The following is a 19,619-nucleotide window of genomic DNA, read 5'->3' as shown; positions in this document are numbered from 1 at the left end:
AATGCGAGGAATACAAATGATTACGGCAATAAGGCAAAAGGCTCACAACCTGTATTACCACTCACGGCAGGTTTCTCTCTGGTTCTATCTTCTTGGACGAGTGACCCGTGTAGATCGATACGCACATAAAATCACCAACACCTATTGCCGCCATAGGATTCACAGATACAGGGATGGTCTGTTTCAGCGGTTTTTGCGTCGCGAGTTTGGCCCTTTCGTCGACCAGTGGAAAGACTTGGAAGAGACCGCCGTCCCCTTCGCCGATCCTTCAACGGCACCCATCTGGATGTTCTGGCTACAAGGAGAGAAGAACGCACCTCCGCTCATCGCTGCCCTCATCGCCAACACCAAAGCCCACGCCGGCACACACCCCGTCCACGTGGTCTCACTCGACACCATCAACCAATACGTCGAAATCGACCCACAAATCCTCAAACTCTACAAACAACACAAAATCGGAGCAAATGTCGTAGCCAACATGCTCCGCTTCGCTCTCCTGGAAGAGTATGGTGGCTGTTGGCTTGACGCGACGATGCTCCTGACCGCACCATTGCCCGACGAGATATTCACCAGACCCTTCTGGAACGCGACAGGACTCAACCCTGCGACATTCTTCGTCCCATTTTGTGTTGATATTACGGTGTGGGAGAGTTATTTCATGGCCGCCCAGCCGCACGCATTGCTGTTCAAATTCCTCAAAGCAATCTACACCGAGTACTTCAACCGATACGACATGGTGCTCGAATACCTGCTCATCAACCACTTCGCCAAAATCGCACGAGAAGACATCCCCACCATCAGCAAAGAATTCAACCAACTCCCGCCCAACAACACGGAATGCGAAATGCTCAGACCCAGATTAATCCGTGCACCGTCAACTGAATACAGAAATATTCTTGATGCTTTGCCCGCCGATACATACCTCTTTAAGCTATCCCATACCGAGGGAGACCCTTACTCGCGCGGAAACAATGTTGATGCACTCATCCAAGCCATACAGGAACTATTCACCGATACGGCAATAGCGAAGAACAGCGCACATTGATTCGATAGAAGCGCCCCGAATATTCATAAGGAACTATGATGTCAACTATACGCAGGCGGCTCTTGCGACTAATGAGATACGCTACAGATGTATCACCGCTGTTCTTAGGAATCATCGCTCTCAATTATTTGGCAGAAGTCACCAATCGGATACTTGGAACACCCTATTCAACATGGATAAACCAGCAAAGAAACCGTGAATTTCAACGTTTTCTGCGTCGTGAGTTTGGCCCCTTCACCGACGGGTGGAAAGGCCTGGAAGAAACCGCAGTCGCTCATGGCAACATTTCTACTGCGCCTATCTGGATGTGTTGGCTCCAAGGGGAGCAGAACGCTCCGCCTTTTATTGCGACCCTTATCGCCAACACCAAAGCCCACGCCGGCACACACCCCGTTCACGTCGTCTCACTCGACACCATCAACCAATACGTCGACATCAGTCCCCGTGTCCTCGAACTGTACAGACAACACAACATCGGAGCCGCACACTTTACCGATTACATTCGCTTCGCATTACTCGAACAGTATGGGGGTTGCTGGCTCGACGCGACGGTGCTCCTGACCGCACCATTGCCCGACGAGATATTCACCAGACCCTTCTGGAACGCCACAGGACTCAACCCGAATTTTCCCATGGAACCGAAATGCGTGGATATTACAGTGTGGGAGAGTTATTTCATGGCCGCCCAGCCGCACTCGCTGCTGTTCAAATTCCTCAAAGCAATCTACACCGAGTACTTCAACCGATACGACATGGTGCTCGAATACCTGCTCATCAACCACTTCGCCAAAATCGCACGAGAAGACATCCCCACCATCAGCAAAGAATTCAACCAACTCCCACCCAACAACACGGAATGCGAAATGCTCAGACCGCAACTCGAACAAGCTCCTACAAGCCAATTCTGGTCGCTGCTAACAACGTTACCCAGGCAAACCACAGTGTATAAGCTATCGTCGTCTGATTCTTATGCGAGACCTGACAGAATGGCGCCTTTCATCGAAGCTGTGGAATCTCTCAGAAAGGCATCATGACATGCCACGAGTATTGCTCATCAATCAGGGACATACTTCGAACCTCGGGGACGTCGCCATCAACACAGTCATTACAACATTCCTGAAGAACCACGATATCGATGTAATCTGCAGGCCTTTCGAAGACCGTGTGGAGTACTTCTCACATCTTCCATTGCCGATCAGATCATTCGTCGGAAAGTGCGTATTACACATCGAAGCGATACTTGACCTACTAAACACCTTGCGGATACGACGATACCTGAAAACCGATGCCGTCACCGCCGCAGTCATCGGTGGCGGTGAACTGCTTATAGGGCAACATCCGGGTCTGAACTCGGCGTTCTTCTGCTGGACCAGAGAATTGCACAAACGCGGCATCCCGATTGTTGTCGTCGGCGTCAGCCGCGACTCCACGCGACACCCACGTTTTGATAGCAGATATATTCAGGCGCTAGAAAAATGCTCTTATATATCTGTACGAGACCACTCAACACAGAATTTTCTACAGGACGCTTTTCATATCAGTGATGTTCAGTATGCGCCCGACGTTGTTTTCTCTTACCGCTCGATTGCCTCTGAAGATACCTCTGTCCAGTACAAGCGGGACCTAACGCTATGCGTACCGATGGCATATTCGGTTTCTTTATCGACATTCCTCGGTGTGGCCTCAGAGGAGGAGTATTTCGATTACATATTGCGCCTTATAACACAGCACACCTCTCCCACAGCCAGAGTTGCTTTCACCACAACGACACGTGAGGATGTAGATACCGCCAACAGACTAGCTCGGTATGCGACTGAGCATGGTCTTGATGCAAGATATATCGATGCCCCAAGCCTCACTTCGTTTATCGCCCTACTCTCGAAAACCCAACTCGTCGTCTCTTGCCGGATGCATGCATGCATACTCGGTCTGGAATACGACTGCAAGGTAGTGCCAATCCCGATTTTCGAGAAACTCAGCGTCTTCCAGAAAGAATATGCCGATGGATACGATGCCGGCAACACCAGTGCGTTATCACTACAACAACTAGAAAAACTCATAGAACTATTGGCTGCATACCAAACGCGAGTCGAAAAACATAGCTAAGAGATATTTGAAACCTGTCGCAACAGTACAATCTGGAGCTTCACCGAAACGGAATTCTTGAAAGTTTCACTACCTTGTTTGTTGCTACTTCATCTGGTGCTGCGGTTGCATACTTGTCGAATTAGCAAAAATGCATCCCTCTCGGCGACCTCAGACAGGGCCTGAATCACAACGGCACAATTTCATATATACTGTATATATTTATAATCGAATGCCTTACGCCAGAGGTTCGCTCATGCCCTTGCCCAGCCCCCCCCCCCGCGAAGAACGGTTCGCCAGAACGGTTCGCCAGTCGCCCTTTGAGGCGCTTCGCATTATCGCGATGCTGGCAATCGTAGGCGCCCACTTCTCATCCCTGAGCCAAAACACCGCTTCCTTTTCCTTCGAACATCAGCCATTTGACCTTACAAAATTCATAGTGCAGTCGCTTTTCGCTCCAACGGGCCAACTTGGTGTGACATTACTATTCATGATTTCCTCGTGGTTCCTTTGCCTAGAGCATGTCTCGCTAAAACGAGCCTCACGCAAAGCATGGCTACTGGAGCGACAGGTTCTTTGTTACTCAATCTGCCTGTTCGCAATAACGACTTTGACCACCAAACAGGCGTCATTTTCATTGATGCTCAGTTCGCTCTTCCCTTCATCAACCAACTTGTGGTGGTATGTGACGAGCTATCTGCAATTCCTGTTCCTTTGGCCCTTTCTGACCCAAGGCCTCAGAGCGCTGTCCAAACGAAATCACGCGATGCTTATCGTTCTTTCTCTGGCCTTTTTCAGCATTCAACCTGTAATCCTCGGCTATGCTCTGGATACTCTCCCAGGCATCACAAGATTCGTGGTCATCTACATAATCATTGCCTTTATTAGATGGTATCGACCGAGATTTATACTCTCAAAAAAATGTTCCTACGCTATGCTGGCATTTGGCGTCACGTTGAATTTGCTGAGCGTATACGTTATGGATATCATCGGAGAATTTCTCAATGAGCCTGTAACCGGAGGAAGAATCGCATCGATACCCCTGAGTCCGATTACATTGTCAATCGCGCTTGGGCTGCTTCTCATATGCTCACGGATGCACTTCACCAGCCGAGTCGTCAACGTTTTGTCATCGGGAACCTTCGCCGTGTACCTGATCCACGTGTATCCCAGCGTCAGACAGTTGCTATGGGAGCACCTGTTCCCTGTGGGGGAATGGTACCGGTCACCGTGGTTGTTTCCCTATGCCTTCGGAGTCATAATACTCATCACTCTATTTGGCATCCTCATTGACATCCTCATCAGACAACCACTCTTTGCCATCACCATCGACCGGCATAAAGGCAGACTCTTCAATCGATTGTTTGACCTGGTTCATACTTGGCAAGTGCGCCTATCAGAACACCGTTCTCGGAATAGCAACCCCGAAGGCCCAAAAGAATAGAGTGGCGGACTGGAGCCCAGTTCCTAGACGAGGACCGGATTCGACTCACCATCACGTACCCGCACCACCGTCATCGCGAAGATGAAGAACATCATCAGATTCGGGGGATAGAAATACGTGGTGTCCACACAGAAAGCCACAACGACGCAAAGCAGCCCAAGCGCTAAGGGCCGGCCGCTCCTGAAATTCCAGCAACGATACACAACCAACATCAGCCCGCCATAGAACAGTACGGTAGCGACGATACCGAAAGTGAAGAAGAATGCAGGAAGCCCCTCTCCCCCTATCTGCATCGAGGAATCCTTACCGAAAGCGAAGAGCCTGAGCAGTTGCGGCAGGTCAAGCGAGTGCATTGCCTTGATGGAACTCGCCCATTGTCCTGTCCTTCCTGCTGCAGTCGGGTCCTCGATGGTCTGCCAAATGTTTCTCTGCCAGAACTGTTCGAGGATGGTCCGTTGAAAGGCGAGAAGCACAAGCAACACAAGACTGCCGACCGTCACAACAGTTGTTGCGGTTGTTCTTCTGCCTTTGGGGAGTTCCTTCAGAAACGCTGTAATCATCACCGCGAACGCCACTACGAAGGGGATGAGTATCGAGCGTGAACCACAGAGCAGCAATCCAACAAGGCCACACATGACGCCGAGAATTCGGGTTCGTTTCCAGAGGCCCAGGGAAACGAAGGACAGCAGATACGAGACCGCCAGCACATTGAAGATGCCGACGCTGTTGCCGTTCTGGTAGGTCGACGGAATCTTGTTTCCTCCGTCGGTAGAACCGTCGTACCCAATGTTCTTCATCTCAATATTTTGACCATAGGTAACTGTCAGACCAGGTATCGTCATTCTGCTGATGCCCCCGATGAACTGAATCATGCCATACGCGTTCACCACTATCACTGCGACACACACCAGTTTGAACATCAGCTCAGGTCGAATGCGCGATACTGAAACCGCCGCAAGCGGCGAGATGAGGACTACCAGCATCTGGGACAACTGAAAAGGACTCACACCGGACGCCAGACTCAGGCACATCGTAGTCACGACGAATATGCCCAGCATCACATAGACGACGCCGAAATCCTTGAAAGACTGCACCGCCAGAATGGCATGATTTACGTTGATCATAACCACGCACAACAGCAGCAAGAGATTCAGGGTGAGCGGCAAACCAAGGACTACCGCACCCGCCTTGGGGATGACCATCGTCACAAACAGGAACACCGCATCCACTAGGCTTCCTTTCTGGTCATGTCGTATTATTATAATCAGCTTGGCTAATATACATCATAAAACCCATGCACCCGTTGAGGGTGCCGTTCGGATGGAATCCGAAACCGACGATGCTGTCGGCGCGTTTGATTCATCGCCATGAATCGAGACTCTACTGACACAGAACGCAGATACATGCGATACATGTGGGACGAAGCACGGCATCTCATTCTGTAATTCCACATCTGCAGCTGTCATTTCCCACTGGTTTTGCATATGCATTCGGTAGGATTCAGGTGAGGACGGTACGACCACGGACCTACACGCGAGAGGAATGCAGGCGATGCGAGCATACGACGGCAAACAGGAACTCATCGGTGAAATCCGCAAACGGGCAGAGCTGTTCATCAATGAATTCTCGGAGGTGACAGACACCGAAAAAGACCTGATTGTTGACGGTGTTGACCGGACTCCCGCTCAGATGATTGCCTACCAACTCGGCTGGATGCGCCTGCTGCTCGGATGGGAGCGGGAAGAGAGCGAAGGCCACAAGGTGGTGACTCCCCATCCGGAATACCGATGGAATGCTCTCGGCGGACTGTACCAGCATTTCTATGACGAATATGCCGATTGCGGCATTGCAGAACTCACCGCACAATTCCGAGAAACTGTCGACGAGATGATTTCGATGACCGACTCCTACTCAGACACCGAACTGTTCACAGCCGGCGGCAGAGCATGGGCTGCTTCGACTCCCGCCAACTGGCCGGTGTGGAAGTGGATACACATCAACACCGTCGCTCCTTTCACATCCTTCCGCACCAAAATCAGAAAATGGAAGAAACTGAACGCGGCGACCCCTCAGTCGACCGATTTCTAGCACTGGCCTTCGCCTCACGAAAGCAAGTCATCTGTTCAGCCAATGCTCGCAAAACGATTTTTTGTACATCCGATGTACGATTTTTTGTACATCCGATATATCATCCTGAACCGGATTCCCTGTCTTCGCATCGTAAAGGCAGGGCTACTCGTTCGCATTCAGTGAACTTTCCTCCGGAGCACCCTGACACTCTGACACGCTCACACGCTCACATCAGGCAATCGCACCATCGGCACCGATGCTTGGCAGCACCTTGGCGTTGCCGACATCCGACGCCGAGAGACCCAGGCTCTTGGCAAAAGCCTCGGGAAGGTCGGCATTGTCAATCTGCTGCCGCTCCCAGATATGGCCGTTGATTCTGAACAGAGGTGTGGTGAAGCCGCTGCTGCCGTTCTGAATGAGTTCCGTGCGGTCAATCGTGTACGTGGTTGCTCTATCGACCCAACTCCCATACCCACTGGTAACGGAGGCCTCTGCGATACCCTGGCTGACTCCCGCCTTGACGGCCTGCTGCGCGATCTGAGCGTCGCTGGTAGAGGTGTAGTTGCTTTCGGATGGCAGATAATCCTCGGCGTAGAGCTCACCGATGAAAGCAATCGCATGCTTCGGGTCGTGTTCCGCCACATACGCCAGAGACGAGGCCGCACGGGTCGAGTACTTATCGCTCGATGCACGGTTGAGGAAGGTCACCGCATGAACATCGACATTAATCTGCCCTGCCTCGAAAAGCTTCTGCAAAGTCGGGTTCAGCGCACGGTCCACCTGAGCGCATGCCGGGCACAAGGGGTCGAGGTACATCTCGATTGTGGGCACATGTTTCTTGGGGGTGCCGTCCGCGGAAATCAGCACGCCACCCTGCTTCGTGGCAATGCTTGGCTTATCGGTGACCTGCTGCAGTTTGGCATAGGCCTGGTCGACCGCAGTGCCCGATTGCGGTTGCGAGTGCACGACCACGAAAATCACCAGCGCCAGCGCGACAACCAGTGCACAGACCAGTGCTCCAATAAGCGTCTGCTTTCTGCGTTCAGCCTTCAGTGCTTCGAGCTTCTCATCCTTGCCTGTTGCAGGTCTTGTCACGGTCACGCTTCCCTTCTCGCGTTCGAATATCACAGCTTCAAGTAATCATGGGCATCGGCCATCACAACGGTACCCCGAACATGCAGTGAGAGCATATTTGTGTAGGGATTGATGCTGAGACCACCTATTGCTGAGTTTAAGAATGCCGCAATTCCGCCATTACTTGATTCGAGGTAGGCCTTATGCACGCCAGAATCCCTACACACACGAAAAATTCGGGCGGATGGTGCGATATCCAGGGCAAAACGGACGATTATTGCCGCCAACACGGGCAGGACCCGCCCGCAGTATCAACTGTGGGCGGGTCCGATGCCGGCTACTGCTCCTGCACTCGCTCAGCGGACATGTCGGCCAGCGAGTGTTTCGGTCAGCGAGTTCCGTCGCGCTGACGCAGGGCCTTCACGCTGAGTGCACAGGCTCCCCAAGCCATGAACAGGGCCAGAACGATGAGCCCTGCCTGCGACACGTCTGCTCCGGTCGTCGCCAGGTTCCGCTTGGCGGCGGCGTTCGCACCGGCTTCGGCGGATGTCTTCGCCGCATCGGCACCTTGGGTCTTCCCATCGCCCTCCTTCGAGGGGTTCTGGGGAGCCTGCGGATTCTGAGGCTTGGGATCCTCCTTCGTCCCGCCATCGTTCGAAGCGGCGGCGACGGTCAACGGATAGCTCATCGTCAGACCCGTGCTCACACCTTTGACCTGCAAGGTCAGCCCACCCGATATTCCGGCTGGAATAGTCACGGTCAGCTGGGAGTTTCCATCGGCGACATCACTCTTGCCGACTTCCACACCGTTGATGCTTGCCACGAGCTGCGTCTCCTGGGCAGCTCCCACTGAGGTCAGGGAGAGCTTGGAGAAGTCCGCCGTGAAGCTGGCTCCTGCCTTCACTTCGCTGCTCGGCAGGCCTTTGACCGCCACCGAACGCCGAGCGTAATCTGCGGAAAGCGGCGAATTCTGCGAAATGTAGGATATCCAGGCGTCGCGGTCCACAAGACCGGAATCCCTGGTGTCCTTGCCTTTGGCCAGCGTGCGGAAGTTGTCGCCGCCCTGCAGCAGGAAGCTGAAGGAGCCTATGCGGTATTCGGCGTTCATATCTATCGGCTTGCCGTTGACGGTGATGGACGTGATGTGGCTGCCTTGGGCCGCATCCGGGTCATAGGTGTACGAAACGTTCTTGGAAACCCCGAGCTGCAGGTATGGTCGCGAAGGCACATTGCCCTTGGCGTCCAACTGCCACTGCTCTTCGAGCACCTCCTTGAATTGGGCGCCGGTCAGCGTCGTCGTCCACAGATTGTTCAGGAAGGGAAGCACCGCGTTCGCCTCGGCGTAGGTGATGTCTCCCTTGTAGAGTTCGTCGCGCAGGCCGCCGGGATTCACGATCCCGATTTCGGCCCCGCCACGCTCCGAGTCGCCAAGCGACGAGAGCAGTGAATCGGCGACCAGATTACCCAGTGTGGATTCGGATGCGCGGTCATCACGCTTACCGTCGACGAAGGCCGTGGTGATGTCCGTCGAAGCCGACCCCACCTTCTCCTCGCCCTTCTGCTTGGCATGGGCGAGCGCTTCGTCGGTGATGGTCTTGACCTTGGCGACGGCCGGATACTGGGCGACCAGTTCGGCATCATCGGTCGTGACGCGAGGCACGTTACGGTAGAGCTTCGCGGTCGCTGCTTTCGTCGCACTGTCGTATTCGAGGACGATCTGGCCGACGTTCGTGCCGTAATCGCCGGTCTGCACGATCGGGCGACCGTTGTGCTCCCAGGCGTATTCCTTATGGGTGTGACCGGTGAATATGGCCGATACCTTTGACGAGGTGTCCTTGACGATTTTGGAGAATACGGGGCTGGACGCAATCTCCTGCTCGAGCGTGGCGCCGTCGGGCTCGCCCGCACCTGCACCGTCGTGATATTCGGCGACGATCACATCCGCTTCGCCATTCGACTCATCGCCGTCGCTGAGTTGCGCCGCGACCCTGTTGACCGCTTCGACCGGATCACCGAAATCGATGGTGGACACTCCCCCGGGCGAAACCAGGGTGGGTGTTTCCTGAGTGACCGCTCCGATGACACCGACCTTGACGCCGTCGACCTCCTGAATGCTGTATTCCTTCAACACCGGCGTCTTGGTGCCTTTCTTGTACACATTGGCGCCGAGATAGTCGAAGTTCGCCGATTTTTCGACGCGATCCGTCAGGTCGCTCAGACCCTTGTCGAATTCATGATTGCCCACTGAGGAGACTTTGAGCCCCAGGGTTTTGAGCACCTGCAGGGTCGGCTCATCGTTCTGCACGGATGAGGCGAACAGCGAGGCCCCGATGTTGTCGCCTGCCGAAATCAGCAGCGAGTTGTTCGGGTATTGGGCTTTGAGACCTTCGATGGTTCCGGCGAATTTGACCGTGTTGGCATCGATGCGCCCGTGGAAATCGTTGATGCCCAGCAGATTCACCGTGGTCTTCGTGGATGCTGCATCGTCGGAGGTCTTCAGACCCACCACAACGGGGTCGTGGTCCGATGCGCGATACACGTTGTCGCTGTATAGGTTGGTGATGTTGTAGTTGTATCTGGAATATTCCAGAGCCACCGATTCCACGGAATTGATGTTCCAGATGTCGGCTCCGGTCACCATCTTGACCGCTGCGGCGTTAGCGAAGACATGGTCGAGCGAGCCGACACCGCCGTCATAGGCGTAGCTGTACTTGCCGTTCTTCTCGCTGACCAGGTCGTTACTGATATTCGTGTATCCGGCGTTGAGTATCTCCTGAATAGGGTCCTCGGCCTCATAGGAGTTGAAATCTCCCACCAGGAACACCTTCTCGACACCGCGTTCGCTGCTGACCTTGTTGGTGAAGGCGATGAGGTCCTTGGCCTGCGCGGTACGCGTGGCGTTATACGCTCCCGCGCCGTTCTTCTGGTCCACATCGTCGCCAGTCGCGCCGGTGGAACCCTTGGACTTGAAGTGGTTGGACACCACCAGGAAGGCATCCTTGTCGGCTGCGCCCTTGGCTTTGAACACCTGGGCGTCAGGCTGGCGTCCCTTGCCATCGAAAGCCGAGGAATCGAGCAGAATCTCCGAGTCGCCGACGGTCTGCACCTTGGCGGACTTGTAGATGAATGCAGTGCGAATCACATCCTCGTTGCCGGGGAGCTTCGAGGGCGAACGCACATAATCCCAGGTGCCGCTTCCCGCCGCATCGTTGAGCGCCTCGACGAGCGTCGCGAGCGCGGCATCGCGGTCCTTGCCGAATCTGGCTGAGTTCTCGATCTCTTCGAGCGAGACCACGTCGGCTCCCAGAGCATTGATGGCTTTGACGATTTTCGCCAGCTGACGCTGCTTGTTCGCGGTGTTCCATGCGCCTCGCACATCGCAGTTCTTCGCGGTGATGGGGTTGCCGTCTTTGTCCTTGTAGGCGTTGCTGGTCGCGCAGCCCGTCTCTTCCGCAGTGGTGGAGAAATAGTTGAGCACGTTGAAGGTGCCGAGCTTGATGTTGCCGCCGACATCGCTTGGAGATTCGGTTCGGGTGTTGCTGAAGGTGACCGGCTGCACGTCTGCTGCGTTGGCGCCGGTGAGCGGCGAGGTGGGTTGGAAGCGCCATGCGCTGTTGCGCCAATCCATCACGACGGGCTTGGTGAAGGTGACGGACTCGCCCACGCGTGCGGGGCTGCTCTGCGAGAGATACGGCACCGGAATGTTCGCATTGGCGGTGTTCTTCGTATCGAGGTAGTTGCGGCTTGACCCGTCGTCGAGTTGGACGCTTTCCTGCGCCGCACGGTCGACTTCGGCCTGGTAGGCGGCATTCGTGGAGCTTCCCTTGATGCCCTTCACGGAAGGGTTGACCAGTGGGGTGTCCGAAGCGGCAAGACCGACTTCGCCGTACATGTTGGTGTCGTAGACATCGGTGACCGTGTAGTCGCCCTGTGGCGCAATCAGCATGCCTTCGAGGGTCTCGCGCTGGGCGTCCGTCTTCAGGTAGGACACCTTGGCCGGCTGGGGGCTTTGCACCTTTTCGTCGAGCACTACGGTGGTGGCGGCGTTGATTTCGGTCAGACCGTAGTATTCGGTGACGGTTCCCGTGACCTGGACGTAATCCCCGACCTTGACCTTGGAGACATCGCTCGCGGAATAGACGAACACCGCGTCAGATGCCTTATGCGTCGCAAGGTCAATTGCCCCGCCGGTCGCCGGAGTCTGGATGTAGAAGCCGTTGAAGCCTCCGTCCGGGTATGCCGCAGTGACCACGCCCTTGCTTCGAACGGTGGTGGTGCTGGCGACCGGTGTCTCCGATGACGTGCCCTGAATGTCCTCGATGCTCATATCCTGGGGGTCGGTCGAAGTGTCGCCATTCGAACCATCGCTCGGTGTCGTAGGGGTATCGGAGCCGTCGGCAGCGGTCTGCCGCTTGCTGTTTTCCGGAGTGATGGCGGAACTCAACGTAAAGTCGGCACCGTTGTCGTTCGTGTCGACACCGTTGGCGCGGGTCAGCGACTTGACGTCCTGATTGTTTGCAGGTCCGCTGGCCGCCCGCTTCTCGTAGGTGTTGGTGCTTCCGTACCCGAGTGCGTCGATGACCCCAGAAACCTGGCTGGTGTCGCCCGACACTCCTTCGAGCGACGTACCGCTTTGCGTAAGGGCCAACGTGCCGTCGGTACCCTTGAGATTCAGCTTCGAGGCGGTGATGTCGGCGTTTGGCAATGCCTGTCCGACAGTGCCGTTCGAAGCGCCGGAAATCAGGTAGTGCCCCTTCGATGCGAGCTCTCCGCTGAGTGGAACGTTTGTCGGCGCGGCTGTCGTGCTGCTTGATGGACGGTATTGCAACGATATGCCGCTTAAGGCAATCGCATGATCGCTCGTGTTCAGGAGTTCGACGAATTTGTTGCTGTATCGAGCTCCTGCACTGCCACCACTGGTGTAGGCCTCGTTGATGACCAAGCCCTGAGCGGCGGAGACCGTTGTGCTTTGGGCTGTCGTGTTATCTTCCGCGTATGACGACGGGACGACGACGGCCGAAGCCATCATCATGACCGAAGCCACCAATGCCGCGACCGCGGCGCGGGTACGTCCTCGTTTCGGACGCATGCCCGATTGATATTGAGATTTGTGCATCCCTGTTCTCCCCTGTGTTTCCCCTATGCATCTCGCAATGACCCGCGTCATATTCCGCGCGGCCTTGTTGCGAGCATGACGAATATTCCCAGTCTTGTTTATGCCATCATCGAGAACGGTCAGTGGAAAGCACATGAACGCAGGGCTAATTTATCGCAAAACCGGTTGCGCGCCGACACAGCCCACTTCGACGAACCGCACACACGCAGGGTTCCGCTCCGTGGCAACCCGGCAGAGACCGTGACGACATTGTCCCGGATATGACAAGATCCCCCGAACGAGTCGATGCTCGCCCAGGGGACCTCAATACGGTAATAGATACCGTGTGTCTACGGCATCAAGGCAACTACTTCAATGTGACATCAGCGGCGAGGGTCTCCGAATCATGGGAACCCCAGCCCGTTGCCGTCAACGACACCGTCTTCGTGGTATCAGTGAGGGTGTATGCCCTGACCACTTCCACTTCCTGGCCGGGTGCGATGTCGTCGTAGTCCTGGACCTTATCGGCAATCGAACCGTCCGCAATGTCGTCGGCGCTGTAATTGACTTCCAGCTCCTTGCCGTTCTGCTTGGCAACGTCCATAACCACATCCAGGAAGCTGATTTTGGCATTGCCGGTGTTCTTGATCTTATAGACGACGGCAACCACGTTTTCGCCGTCATCGGTAGTACCGAGATAGGTATCGCCTATATTGAGGACCGCAGTCTGCCCGGAATCGAAGCCCACGATCTTTGCATCGCTGTTCACCGTCTTCCCCGAGTCGGAACCGAAACTGTAGCTGTAGCTGTAGCTTCCATCGGTGGAATGCGACTTCAGCGCTTCAGAAAAGCCGGTGGAAAAGGCGCCCACGTACAGTGTGCCGAACACGATGCTCAGCACAAGAGCCACCGCCGAGACCACGGTACCCGCGATGGCCATGCCTCTGCCACGCTTGCCCTTCGTCGGACCGGTGGCGACGATACCCGCAATCGAGAGACCCAGACCGACGAATACGAGAACATTCAGGAGGGACAGCAGCCAGCAAAGCACCAGCGAGACGATTCCCACCACCAGACCGGAAACAGCCAATGCACTGAGCGGCGCTCCTGAACGGCCTGCCGGAATGGCATATGGATGCGTCATCGGAGCGTTCGGCCCTTGCGGGCCGGGGTTACCGTTGTTCTGGTATGCGCCCTGCTGGTATGTTCCCTGCTGGAACGAAGATTGTTGGAACGAACCCTGAGGAGCGGCGCCATAGGCATTGCCTGCATTGGTGTTGCCACCGTAGGCTCCGTTGAATTGACCGGATGGCTGCTGGGCACCGGGTTGAGAAGCACCGGGTTGAGAGGCACCGGGCTGTCCGGTGCCGTACTGCTGTGCACCATACTGTTGTGAGTCAGGCTGTTGTGCGCCGTTGTTCGCATAATTCTGCGGCTGCTGGTAGGTATTCGCCTGTCCGGAATCATCAGAGCTGCTTTGCTGGTTCTCGGATGTCTGCCATGGACGTTGCGCCTGCTGCTCGAAGCCGTCGGACCAGACCGACTTCTTTCCCTCTTCACCTTTCGAGGAGTTCGCCTCGGCATCCTCTGAATGCTCGTTGGCGTCTTCAGGAGGCAGTGATCCATAAGGATTGTTCGTGTCACCCATTGTGTTCTCTCTCTTGTTTGCGACCCACCCCCTTCAGAGGGCACAGGCCTGACCATCATGCACGGCTCGGCATCTTCCACCCATTTCACTGCACTCAGATGGCGGCGTATGCATGCTCCCTGAGACCATCGTAGCAAGACCGTAACTGAAACGACGCGTACTCTCTGCCAAGTACATGAGCATCAGGGACAGAGGCAGGTCGGCACTCGTCCAGCCACCGGCTACCCGCGTCGGGCGAATTCACTGCAGCGCACTCCCAGCAGTTCGGCCTGCTCACGGGTGCCACCGGTTATCAGAACGTCACAACGCTGCAGATCGGCTACCGTATGCGCTCCGACGAGAGTCATCAGGGAACGAATCTGCCCTTGCCACGATTGGATTTCATCCACCAAGGCCTGATATCCGGATTCCAGGTAGGTGTGCAGGAAGTGGCCGGAAACCCCCGCTGCGCGGGCACCTAAGGCCAATGACTTCAACACATCGTAGGGGTTGCGCACGCCACCCGATGCCAGCAGCTCCATATGGCTTTGCGCGATATGCGAGCGCTGCCCCGCGTCGAGCAGGCACAGCACCGTCGATTGGCCGAATCCTTCAAGATACGAGAACTCGGAACGTTGCCGCCTGCTGTTTTCGATACTCACGAAATCCGTGCCGCCCTGACCGCTCACATCGACCGCCATCGCGCCAAGCGATTCAATGGCGTCGATGCTTCTCGCACTCAAGCCGAAGCCTACTTCCTTCACGATCACCGGCACCCCGACCGCAGCGATGATGGCGGCTATCCGGTCCTTCCATGAGGTGAAGTCCCGATCGCCTTCGGGCATGACTATTTCCTGAGCCACGTTGACATGGATTTGCAAGGCGTCGGCTTCAAGCATCGTCACCGCATCTGCTGCCTGTTCCGGGCTGACGGTAGGTCCGACATTGGCGAACACCACCCCGGAGGTGTGCTCTCGAATGGTGGTGAAGCTGCCGGTCAACGACGCATCCCGCAACGCCGCATGCTGCGAACCCGAGGCGATTGCCAAGCCGGTGTGCGATGCCGCGCGAGCCAGAGCCGTATTGATTTCGGCGCTTTTGTCGGAACCGCCGGTCATCGCATTGATGTAGAAGGGCGAAGTCCACGAGGTCCCGCACACCCGAGTGCCCGAATCCACATCGGCAGTAGCCATATCGGCGAAAGCGTGATGGATGAAGCTGACATCGTCGAAAGCGTTGGAACGTCCCTCGCGCTGTTGACCATCCGCAAGACGGATGTGGTCGATCTTGCGCTGCGAAACCGCGCTTGGCCGGGAGCTCTCATCATCGTCTTGTTGCGGTTCTCTTCGTGGACTCGCCCCGTCGCCGCTCCCGGAAGCTTCGTCAGTGCTGGAATCATAGACAGTCATGTCCAGTGCCTGAATGCCTTCACGCTCCCACCCCTTGCGAATCGCCTCCTGGTCGGCATTCGGCCCGCAGATGGCGATACCGCAATCGCCGCCGCCCGCACCCGAACTTTTCGCGGCTGCACCGTGCCGTTCGGCGATGTCCACGAGACTGCGCAGACGATGAGTTTCGATAATCGTGCCACTGATCGAGGAAAGGTAGCCAAGTGTTGCACGCGCCTCGCGGATGGCCTGCTGCGATGCCGGAATATCACCGCGTCGGAGGGATTGTTTGAGGTTTTCCACGCAGGCATCGCTGCGGTCAAGGAACAGGCGGTACTCCTTGGAATCATGACTGGTGCCACCCTTGACCGTGGATTGCACTTTGCCGACCAATTCCGGCGTGGACGCGGGAGCGCCCGTCCACCCGATCATGAAGGTCGAATCCTTTGGCAAGGGCAGGGCTTCGATATCCAGGCCAGGCCAATGTTCGTCCAGCACGGCTCGCAAAGGCCGCGCAAGCCGAGCCTTCTCACGCTGGAATCGCGTCAGCCAAAGTCGATCCGGGGAACGGTAGGCTATGCAACCGGTAAAGGTCGCGGCGGCGATGTCTCCGCCCGAACCCGATGGCTGTATGGCATGCGCCGCAAGGAAGGACAGCTGGTACACCCGCAAATCATCCAACTCGAGATGGTACAAGCCCGATACCGCTCTTACCGTGGCCACCGTCACGGCAGCCGAAGAACCCAGGCCGAACTTCCTGCCGGAGGCATCATCCAAACCGCTGCTCACATCGAGGTCGAAGTACCTGAGCGTGCCGCCCTCTTCGAGAACCAGCCGCTCGACATAGGAAACTGCGCTCAGTATGAAAGCCGCCGAATCGGGATTCCCCTCAATCACGACAGGAGAACCGTTCTCACGCTTCCACGTTATCGGAGAGTTCGGGAACCTCGTCGAAGTGATGCATCCCGATGACTCGGCCTGTCTGGCCGTAACGGTCAGGAAGCGATTGACGCCGATCAGAACCGAGGCATAGCCGGCTTCCACAACGGCATACTCTCCGGCAACATACAATTTGCCCGGCGCTTTCGCCGTGATCACGTCATCTGCGCTTTCCATACCCATTCCCTCGTCGCATCTCCGTCGATCCCGAGCGCGCGCAATACGCACTCGCACTCAGACTCCTGCTCGTCGCTCACCGTTCAAGGCCTACAGCAACCGTACCCCCGGGCCTGCGAGGTGCGTATGGATTGCACATCGCGGAAGCCTGAGGCGCAACTCATCCTCTACGCGCCTAGCGTCAGCCGCGGTCGTCAGCACCTTCACATTGGGTCCGGCATCCATCGTAGCCCAGGCGGGAAGCCCGTCCTGTCTCAACTCGTCCACCGCCTGCAGCGCCTCGACACTGCCGGGCATCCAGTACATCACCGGCGGCTTCGCGGTCATCATCGTGGCGTGCATGCCCAGGAAATTCCCTTGAGCGACCTCGCCCAGGGCTGTGATATCCCCTGCCTTGACCGCCTTCAACGCGCGTTCAAGGTCGCGGGGATTCGCACGAACCCACGCATCATACAGATCCGAGGTCTCGACGCTCCGCCGCATGGCTTCCCTGCTGGATATCTTCTTCGGCTTTCCGGAAATCAGCACGACAACGATGGCCAGGTCCAGCGGGCAATCGACCGCTTCGGCATATGAGGACGCATCGTCGTGCCCGGCATGCCAAACCGCCAGACCACCGAAAACAGAGCGGGATGCCGATCCCGACCCCCTCCGGGCCAGACGGGAAAGTTCCGTGTCATTCAGCCGCAGACCAGCGGCATGCGAGGCGGCCAAGGCGAGCGCGGCGAAAGCCGAGGACGAACTGGCCAGACCAGCTTCGTATGGAACGGTATTGCGCGACGTGACTACGGCGCCCGCTTGGACGCCCGCCTGCTCTCTAACGAGATCAAGCAGCGCGCTCACACGGTTCAGGGCCTTTCCATGACGCTCGACGTCGTCGATGAACAGACGGTCCTGCGTGGAGTCTTCCCGGAAGCATACGGAGCTTGTGGTCTCCAAACCCTCCAGCGTCAACGACAGACTTGAAGTCCTAGGGATGATGAGGTCTTCATCCGCCTTGCCCCAGTATTTGACCAGTGCGATATTCGCGTTCGCCGTGGCCGTGGCACCGCCTGCCGCAGCCTTGTTCGTGAGAAGCGGAGTGTCATCCGTGAGCTCCACCCGAGGAAGAAACGTATCGCCCGAACTCGTCATCGGGTGTTCTCATCAGCCTGTTTGCGCGCAGAGGCATAGCCTGGTGCATCGCGGACAAGTGATTGAGGGCGCGAGTGCATCGGGTGAATCCAGACCTTCTTGGCACCTTGCCCATACAGATTCGTTCGTATCGCCTCGGCGGTGACCATACTCGGGGAAAGCGCAATCATGCAGCCGCCCAGGCCGCCACCGGTCAGCTTGGCACCGGCCGCACCTGATTCCAGAGCGCTCTGCACCAGAAGGTCGAGCACGGGGTGACTGACGGCCAGCCTGTCCAGCATCTGCTGGGCCTGGTTCATGCGCTCTCCCAGGCCTTCGATATCACCCTGCGCAAGATCGACAACCGCTTGTCTTCCGAGGACGCCCATCGAATCCAGAAGAGCTTTGGTGCTCTCGAAGTCGTGCTCGTATTGCCGTCTTACGCCGCCCACGGCCTCGCGCGTGCTGCCGGAAATGCCTGAATCCGCTATCACCAGATAGGCGGGAATATCCATGTCGACCGTCGAAATCGCACCGTGATCAAGCAGGATGGGGTCACTAGCGCATGTGGTCACCGAATCAAGACCTGAGGGATGACCATGAGTGACGATTTCCGCACCATTCGTCAGTCCGAAGAGTTCATCCGGCGTGGCCGACCGTCCATAGGCATCGATTACCGCCCGGATGACCGCCCCGGCGGCAGCCGCCGACGATCCGAGACCACGCTCGGCAGGAAAGTCGGCTTCGGTCACGATATCGAAAGCAAGGCTGGAGCGCCCGACGAAGGATTCGGCGACCTTGACCGCACGTCGGATTCCGGCGAAGCGCTTGCCGGACGACCTGAGCTCGCCCTCATACCCGAGAGCGTGCAGCATATGCTCCCCGCCTCCGGTAGGCGTGACCCAAGCTCGCATCTTCAGACTCTGCAGGGGCAGCGCTATGGCCGGATACCCATAGACCGCACTGTGCTCACCGATGAGTATGGTCTTCGCCCACGTTTCTCCGTAACCGGAGAGGTAGACCCTGTCCATCTCGTGGGCATCGTTTGCATAGGCCGCACGATGATCTCCGAGCGCTTGGTTGCGTTGAGGTGTCTGTTCATGCAAGGACTCTGCCATGGATTGATGCCCCACCTTTCCGGTTCGGTGTCGTGACGACGACGGTTCGTGGCCTCGCGGAGACCCTCACGGCGATGAGGATTCTGCCATCGCCCGTCCTCATGCTTACCGAGTAGGATTATACGGTTGCGCATGCGCTGTTCACCGGGCAGAAGCATGAGAATACCGCAGAGATTCACAAATGACCATCGATTCGACGACCATTGCCACTGCGAAAACATCAAAGAAGCGTCCCTGCGGCCTTCCCGACCCGTCATTCCGGAGCCCGCATGCAGTCGCTGCCGTTTGTGTAGGGATTATTGATGGCACCGGCGGATTGCTCGATGCTTCGCACCGCAGCAAGGCCGGAATTGCAGCAAACATGATTTTCCGGTGGGCAGAGCTACCTTGCAATCCCTGCAGAAGCGTCCCGGATGCGCGAAAAGTCCGTCAGATGGCGATGTT

The 19,619-nt window shown here is 56.6% G+C and carries 12 protein-coding genes; 5 read left to right on the top strand and 7 right to left on the bottom strand.

Features of this window, described 5'->3' with window-relative positions; all coding sequences use genetic code 11:
• Positions 1–16 precede the first annotated feature (16 nt).
• From DB51_RS09670 to DB51_RS01435, 4 genes are all read left to right on the top strand, one after another.
• Positions 17–1,045, top strand: a complete 1,029-nt coding sequence (locus DB51_RS09670; RefSeq protein WP_162174596.1) for a capsular polysaccharide synthesis protein — start codon at positions 17–19, stop codon at positions 1,043–1,045.
• 35 nt (positions 1,046–1,080) lie between these two features.
• The gene (locus tag DB51_RS09665) at positions 1,081–2,079 is read left to right on the top strand and encodes a capsular polysaccharide synthesis protein (RefSeq protein WP_051867140.1); all 999 of its coding nucleotides are present in this window, start codon (positions 1,081–1,083) and stop codon (positions 2,077–2,079) included.
• Between the two features lies 1 nt (position 2,080).
• Complete coding sequence (locus tag DB51_RS01440; protein ID WP_034250792.1) at positions 2,081–3,151, top strand: polysaccharide pyruvyl transferase family protein; 1,071 nt, start codon at positions 2,081–2,083, stop codon at positions 3,149–3,151.
• Between the two features lie 235 nt (positions 3,152–3,386).
• The gene (locus DB51_RS01435) at positions 3,387–4,574 is read left to right on the top strand and encodes an acyltransferase family protein (RefSeq protein WP_034250791.1); all 1,188 of its coding nucleotides are present in this window, start codon (positions 3,387–3,389) and stop codon (positions 4,572–4,574) included.
• Between the two features lie 23 nt (positions 4,575–4,597).
• Here the strand turns inward: DB51_RS01435 and DB51_RS01430 are convergent, their stop codons facing one another.
• A complete protein-coding gene (locus tag DB51_RS01430; RefSeq protein WP_034250790.1) occupies positions 4,598–5,803 on the bottom strand; it encodes an O-antigen ligase family protein in 1,206 nt (401 codons plus the stop codon).
• Positions 5,804–6,125: 322 nt separating this feature from the next.
• Between DB51_RS01430 and DB51_RS01425 the strand changes: the two genes are divergently transcribed.
• On the top strand, positions 6,126–6,662 hold the full coding sequence (locus tag DB51_RS01425; RefSeq protein ID WP_034251175.1) for a ClbS/DfsB family four-helix bundle protein: 537 nt from the start codon (positions 6,126–6,128) through the stop codon (positions 6,660–6,662).
• 213 nt (positions 6,663–6,875) lie between these two features.
• Here DB51_RS01425 and DB51_RS01420 read toward each other — a convergent pair whose 3' ends face one another.
• The 6 genes from DB51_RS01420 to mvk all read right to left on the bottom strand — a co-directional run bounded on the left by DB51_RS01420 (position 6,876) and on the right by mvk (position 19,175).
• Positions 6,876–7,739, bottom strand: coding sequence for a DsbA family protein (locus DB51_RS01420; RefSeq protein ID WP_156958174.1), 864 nt, complete (start codon positions 7,737–7,739; stop codon positions 6,876–6,878).
• Between the two features lie 367 nt (positions 7,740–8,106).
• Positions 8,107–12,834: an ExeM/NucH family extracellular endonuclease gene (locus tag DB51_RS01415; protein ID WP_051867138.1), complete on the bottom strand. Its 4,728-nt coding sequence runs from the start codon at positions 12,832–12,834 to the stop codon at positions 8,107–8,109.
• Positions 12,835–13,180: 346 nt separating this feature from the next.
• Complete coding sequence (locus tag DB51_RS01410; RefSeq protein WP_034250789.1) at positions 13,181–14,461, bottom strand: DUF5067 domain-containing protein; 1,281 nt, start codon at positions 14,459–14,461, stop codon at positions 13,181–13,183.
• A gap of 221 nt (positions 14,462–14,682) precedes the next feature.
• Complete coding sequence (locus tag DB51_RS01405; protein WP_051867137.1) at positions 14,683–16,944, bottom strand: phosphomevalonate kinase; 2,262 nt, start codon at positions 16,942–16,944, stop codon at positions 14,683–14,685.
• 90 nt (positions 16,945–17,034) lie between these two features.
• Entirely contained in the window at positions 17,035–18,078 is a 1,044-nt protein-coding gene (gene mvaD, locus DB51_RS01400) for a diphosphomevalonate decarboxylase (RefSeq protein WP_084674478.1), read from the bottom strand.
• Positions 18,075–19,175: a mevalonate kinase gene (mvk, locus tag DB51_RS01395; RefSeq protein WP_202961981.1), complete on the bottom strand. Its 1,101-nt coding sequence runs from the start codon at positions 19,173–19,175 to the stop codon at positions 18,075–18,077. Before mvk ends, mvaD begins: the two co-directional genes overlap by 4 nt.
• Positions 19,176–19,619 lie beyond the last annotated feature (444 nt).

Source organism: Bifidobacterium crudilactis, assembly GCF_000738005.1.
Lineage (GTDB): Bacteria > Actinomycetota > Actinomycetes > Actinomycetales > Bifidobacteriaceae > Bombiscardovia > Bombiscardovia crudilactis.
This window is presented reverse-complemented; position numbering and strand designations above follow the sequence as displayed.

Excerpts from the sequence above, each read along its gene's own strand:
- DB51_RS09670 (WP_162174596.1), top strand. The coding sequence starts at position 17 with ATGATTACGGCAATAAGGCAAAAGGCTCACAACCTGTATTACCACTCA.
- DB51_RS09665 (WP_051867140.1), top strand. The coding sequence starts at position 1,081 with ATGATGTCAACTATACGCAGGCGGCTCTTGCGACTAATGAGATACGCT.
- DB51_RS01440 (WP_034250792.1), top strand. The coding sequence starts at position 2,081 with ATGCCACGAGTATTGCTCATCAATCAGGGACATACTTCGAACCTCGGG.
- DB51_RS01435 (WP_034250791.1), top strand. The coding sequence starts at position 3,387 with ATGCCCTTGCCCAGCCCCCCCCCCCGCGAAGAACGGTTCGCCAGAACG.
- DB51_RS01425 (WP_034251175.1), top strand. The coding sequence starts at position 6,126 with ATGCGAGCATACGACGGCAAACAGGAACTCATCGGTGAAATCCGCAAA.
- DB51_RS01415 (WP_051867138.1), bottom strand. The coding sequence starts at position 12,834 with ATGCACAAATCTCAATATCAATCGGGCATGCGTCCGAAACGAGGACGT.
- DB51_RS01410 (WP_034250789.1), bottom strand. The coding sequence starts at position 14,461 with ATGGGTGACACGAACAATCCTTATGGATCACTGCCTCCTGAAGACGCC.
- DB51_RS01405 (WP_051867137.1), bottom strand. The coding sequence starts at position 16,944 with ATGGAAAGCGCAGATGACGTGATCACGGCGAAAGCGCCGGGCAAATTG.
- mvaD (WP_084674478.1), bottom strand. The coding sequence starts at position 18,078 with ATGACGAGTTCGGGCGATACGTTTCTTCCTCGGGTGGAGCTCACGGAT.
- mvk (WP_202961981.1), bottom strand. The coding sequence starts at position 19,175 with ATGGCAGAGTCCTTGCATGAACAGACACCTCAACGCAACCAAGCGCTC.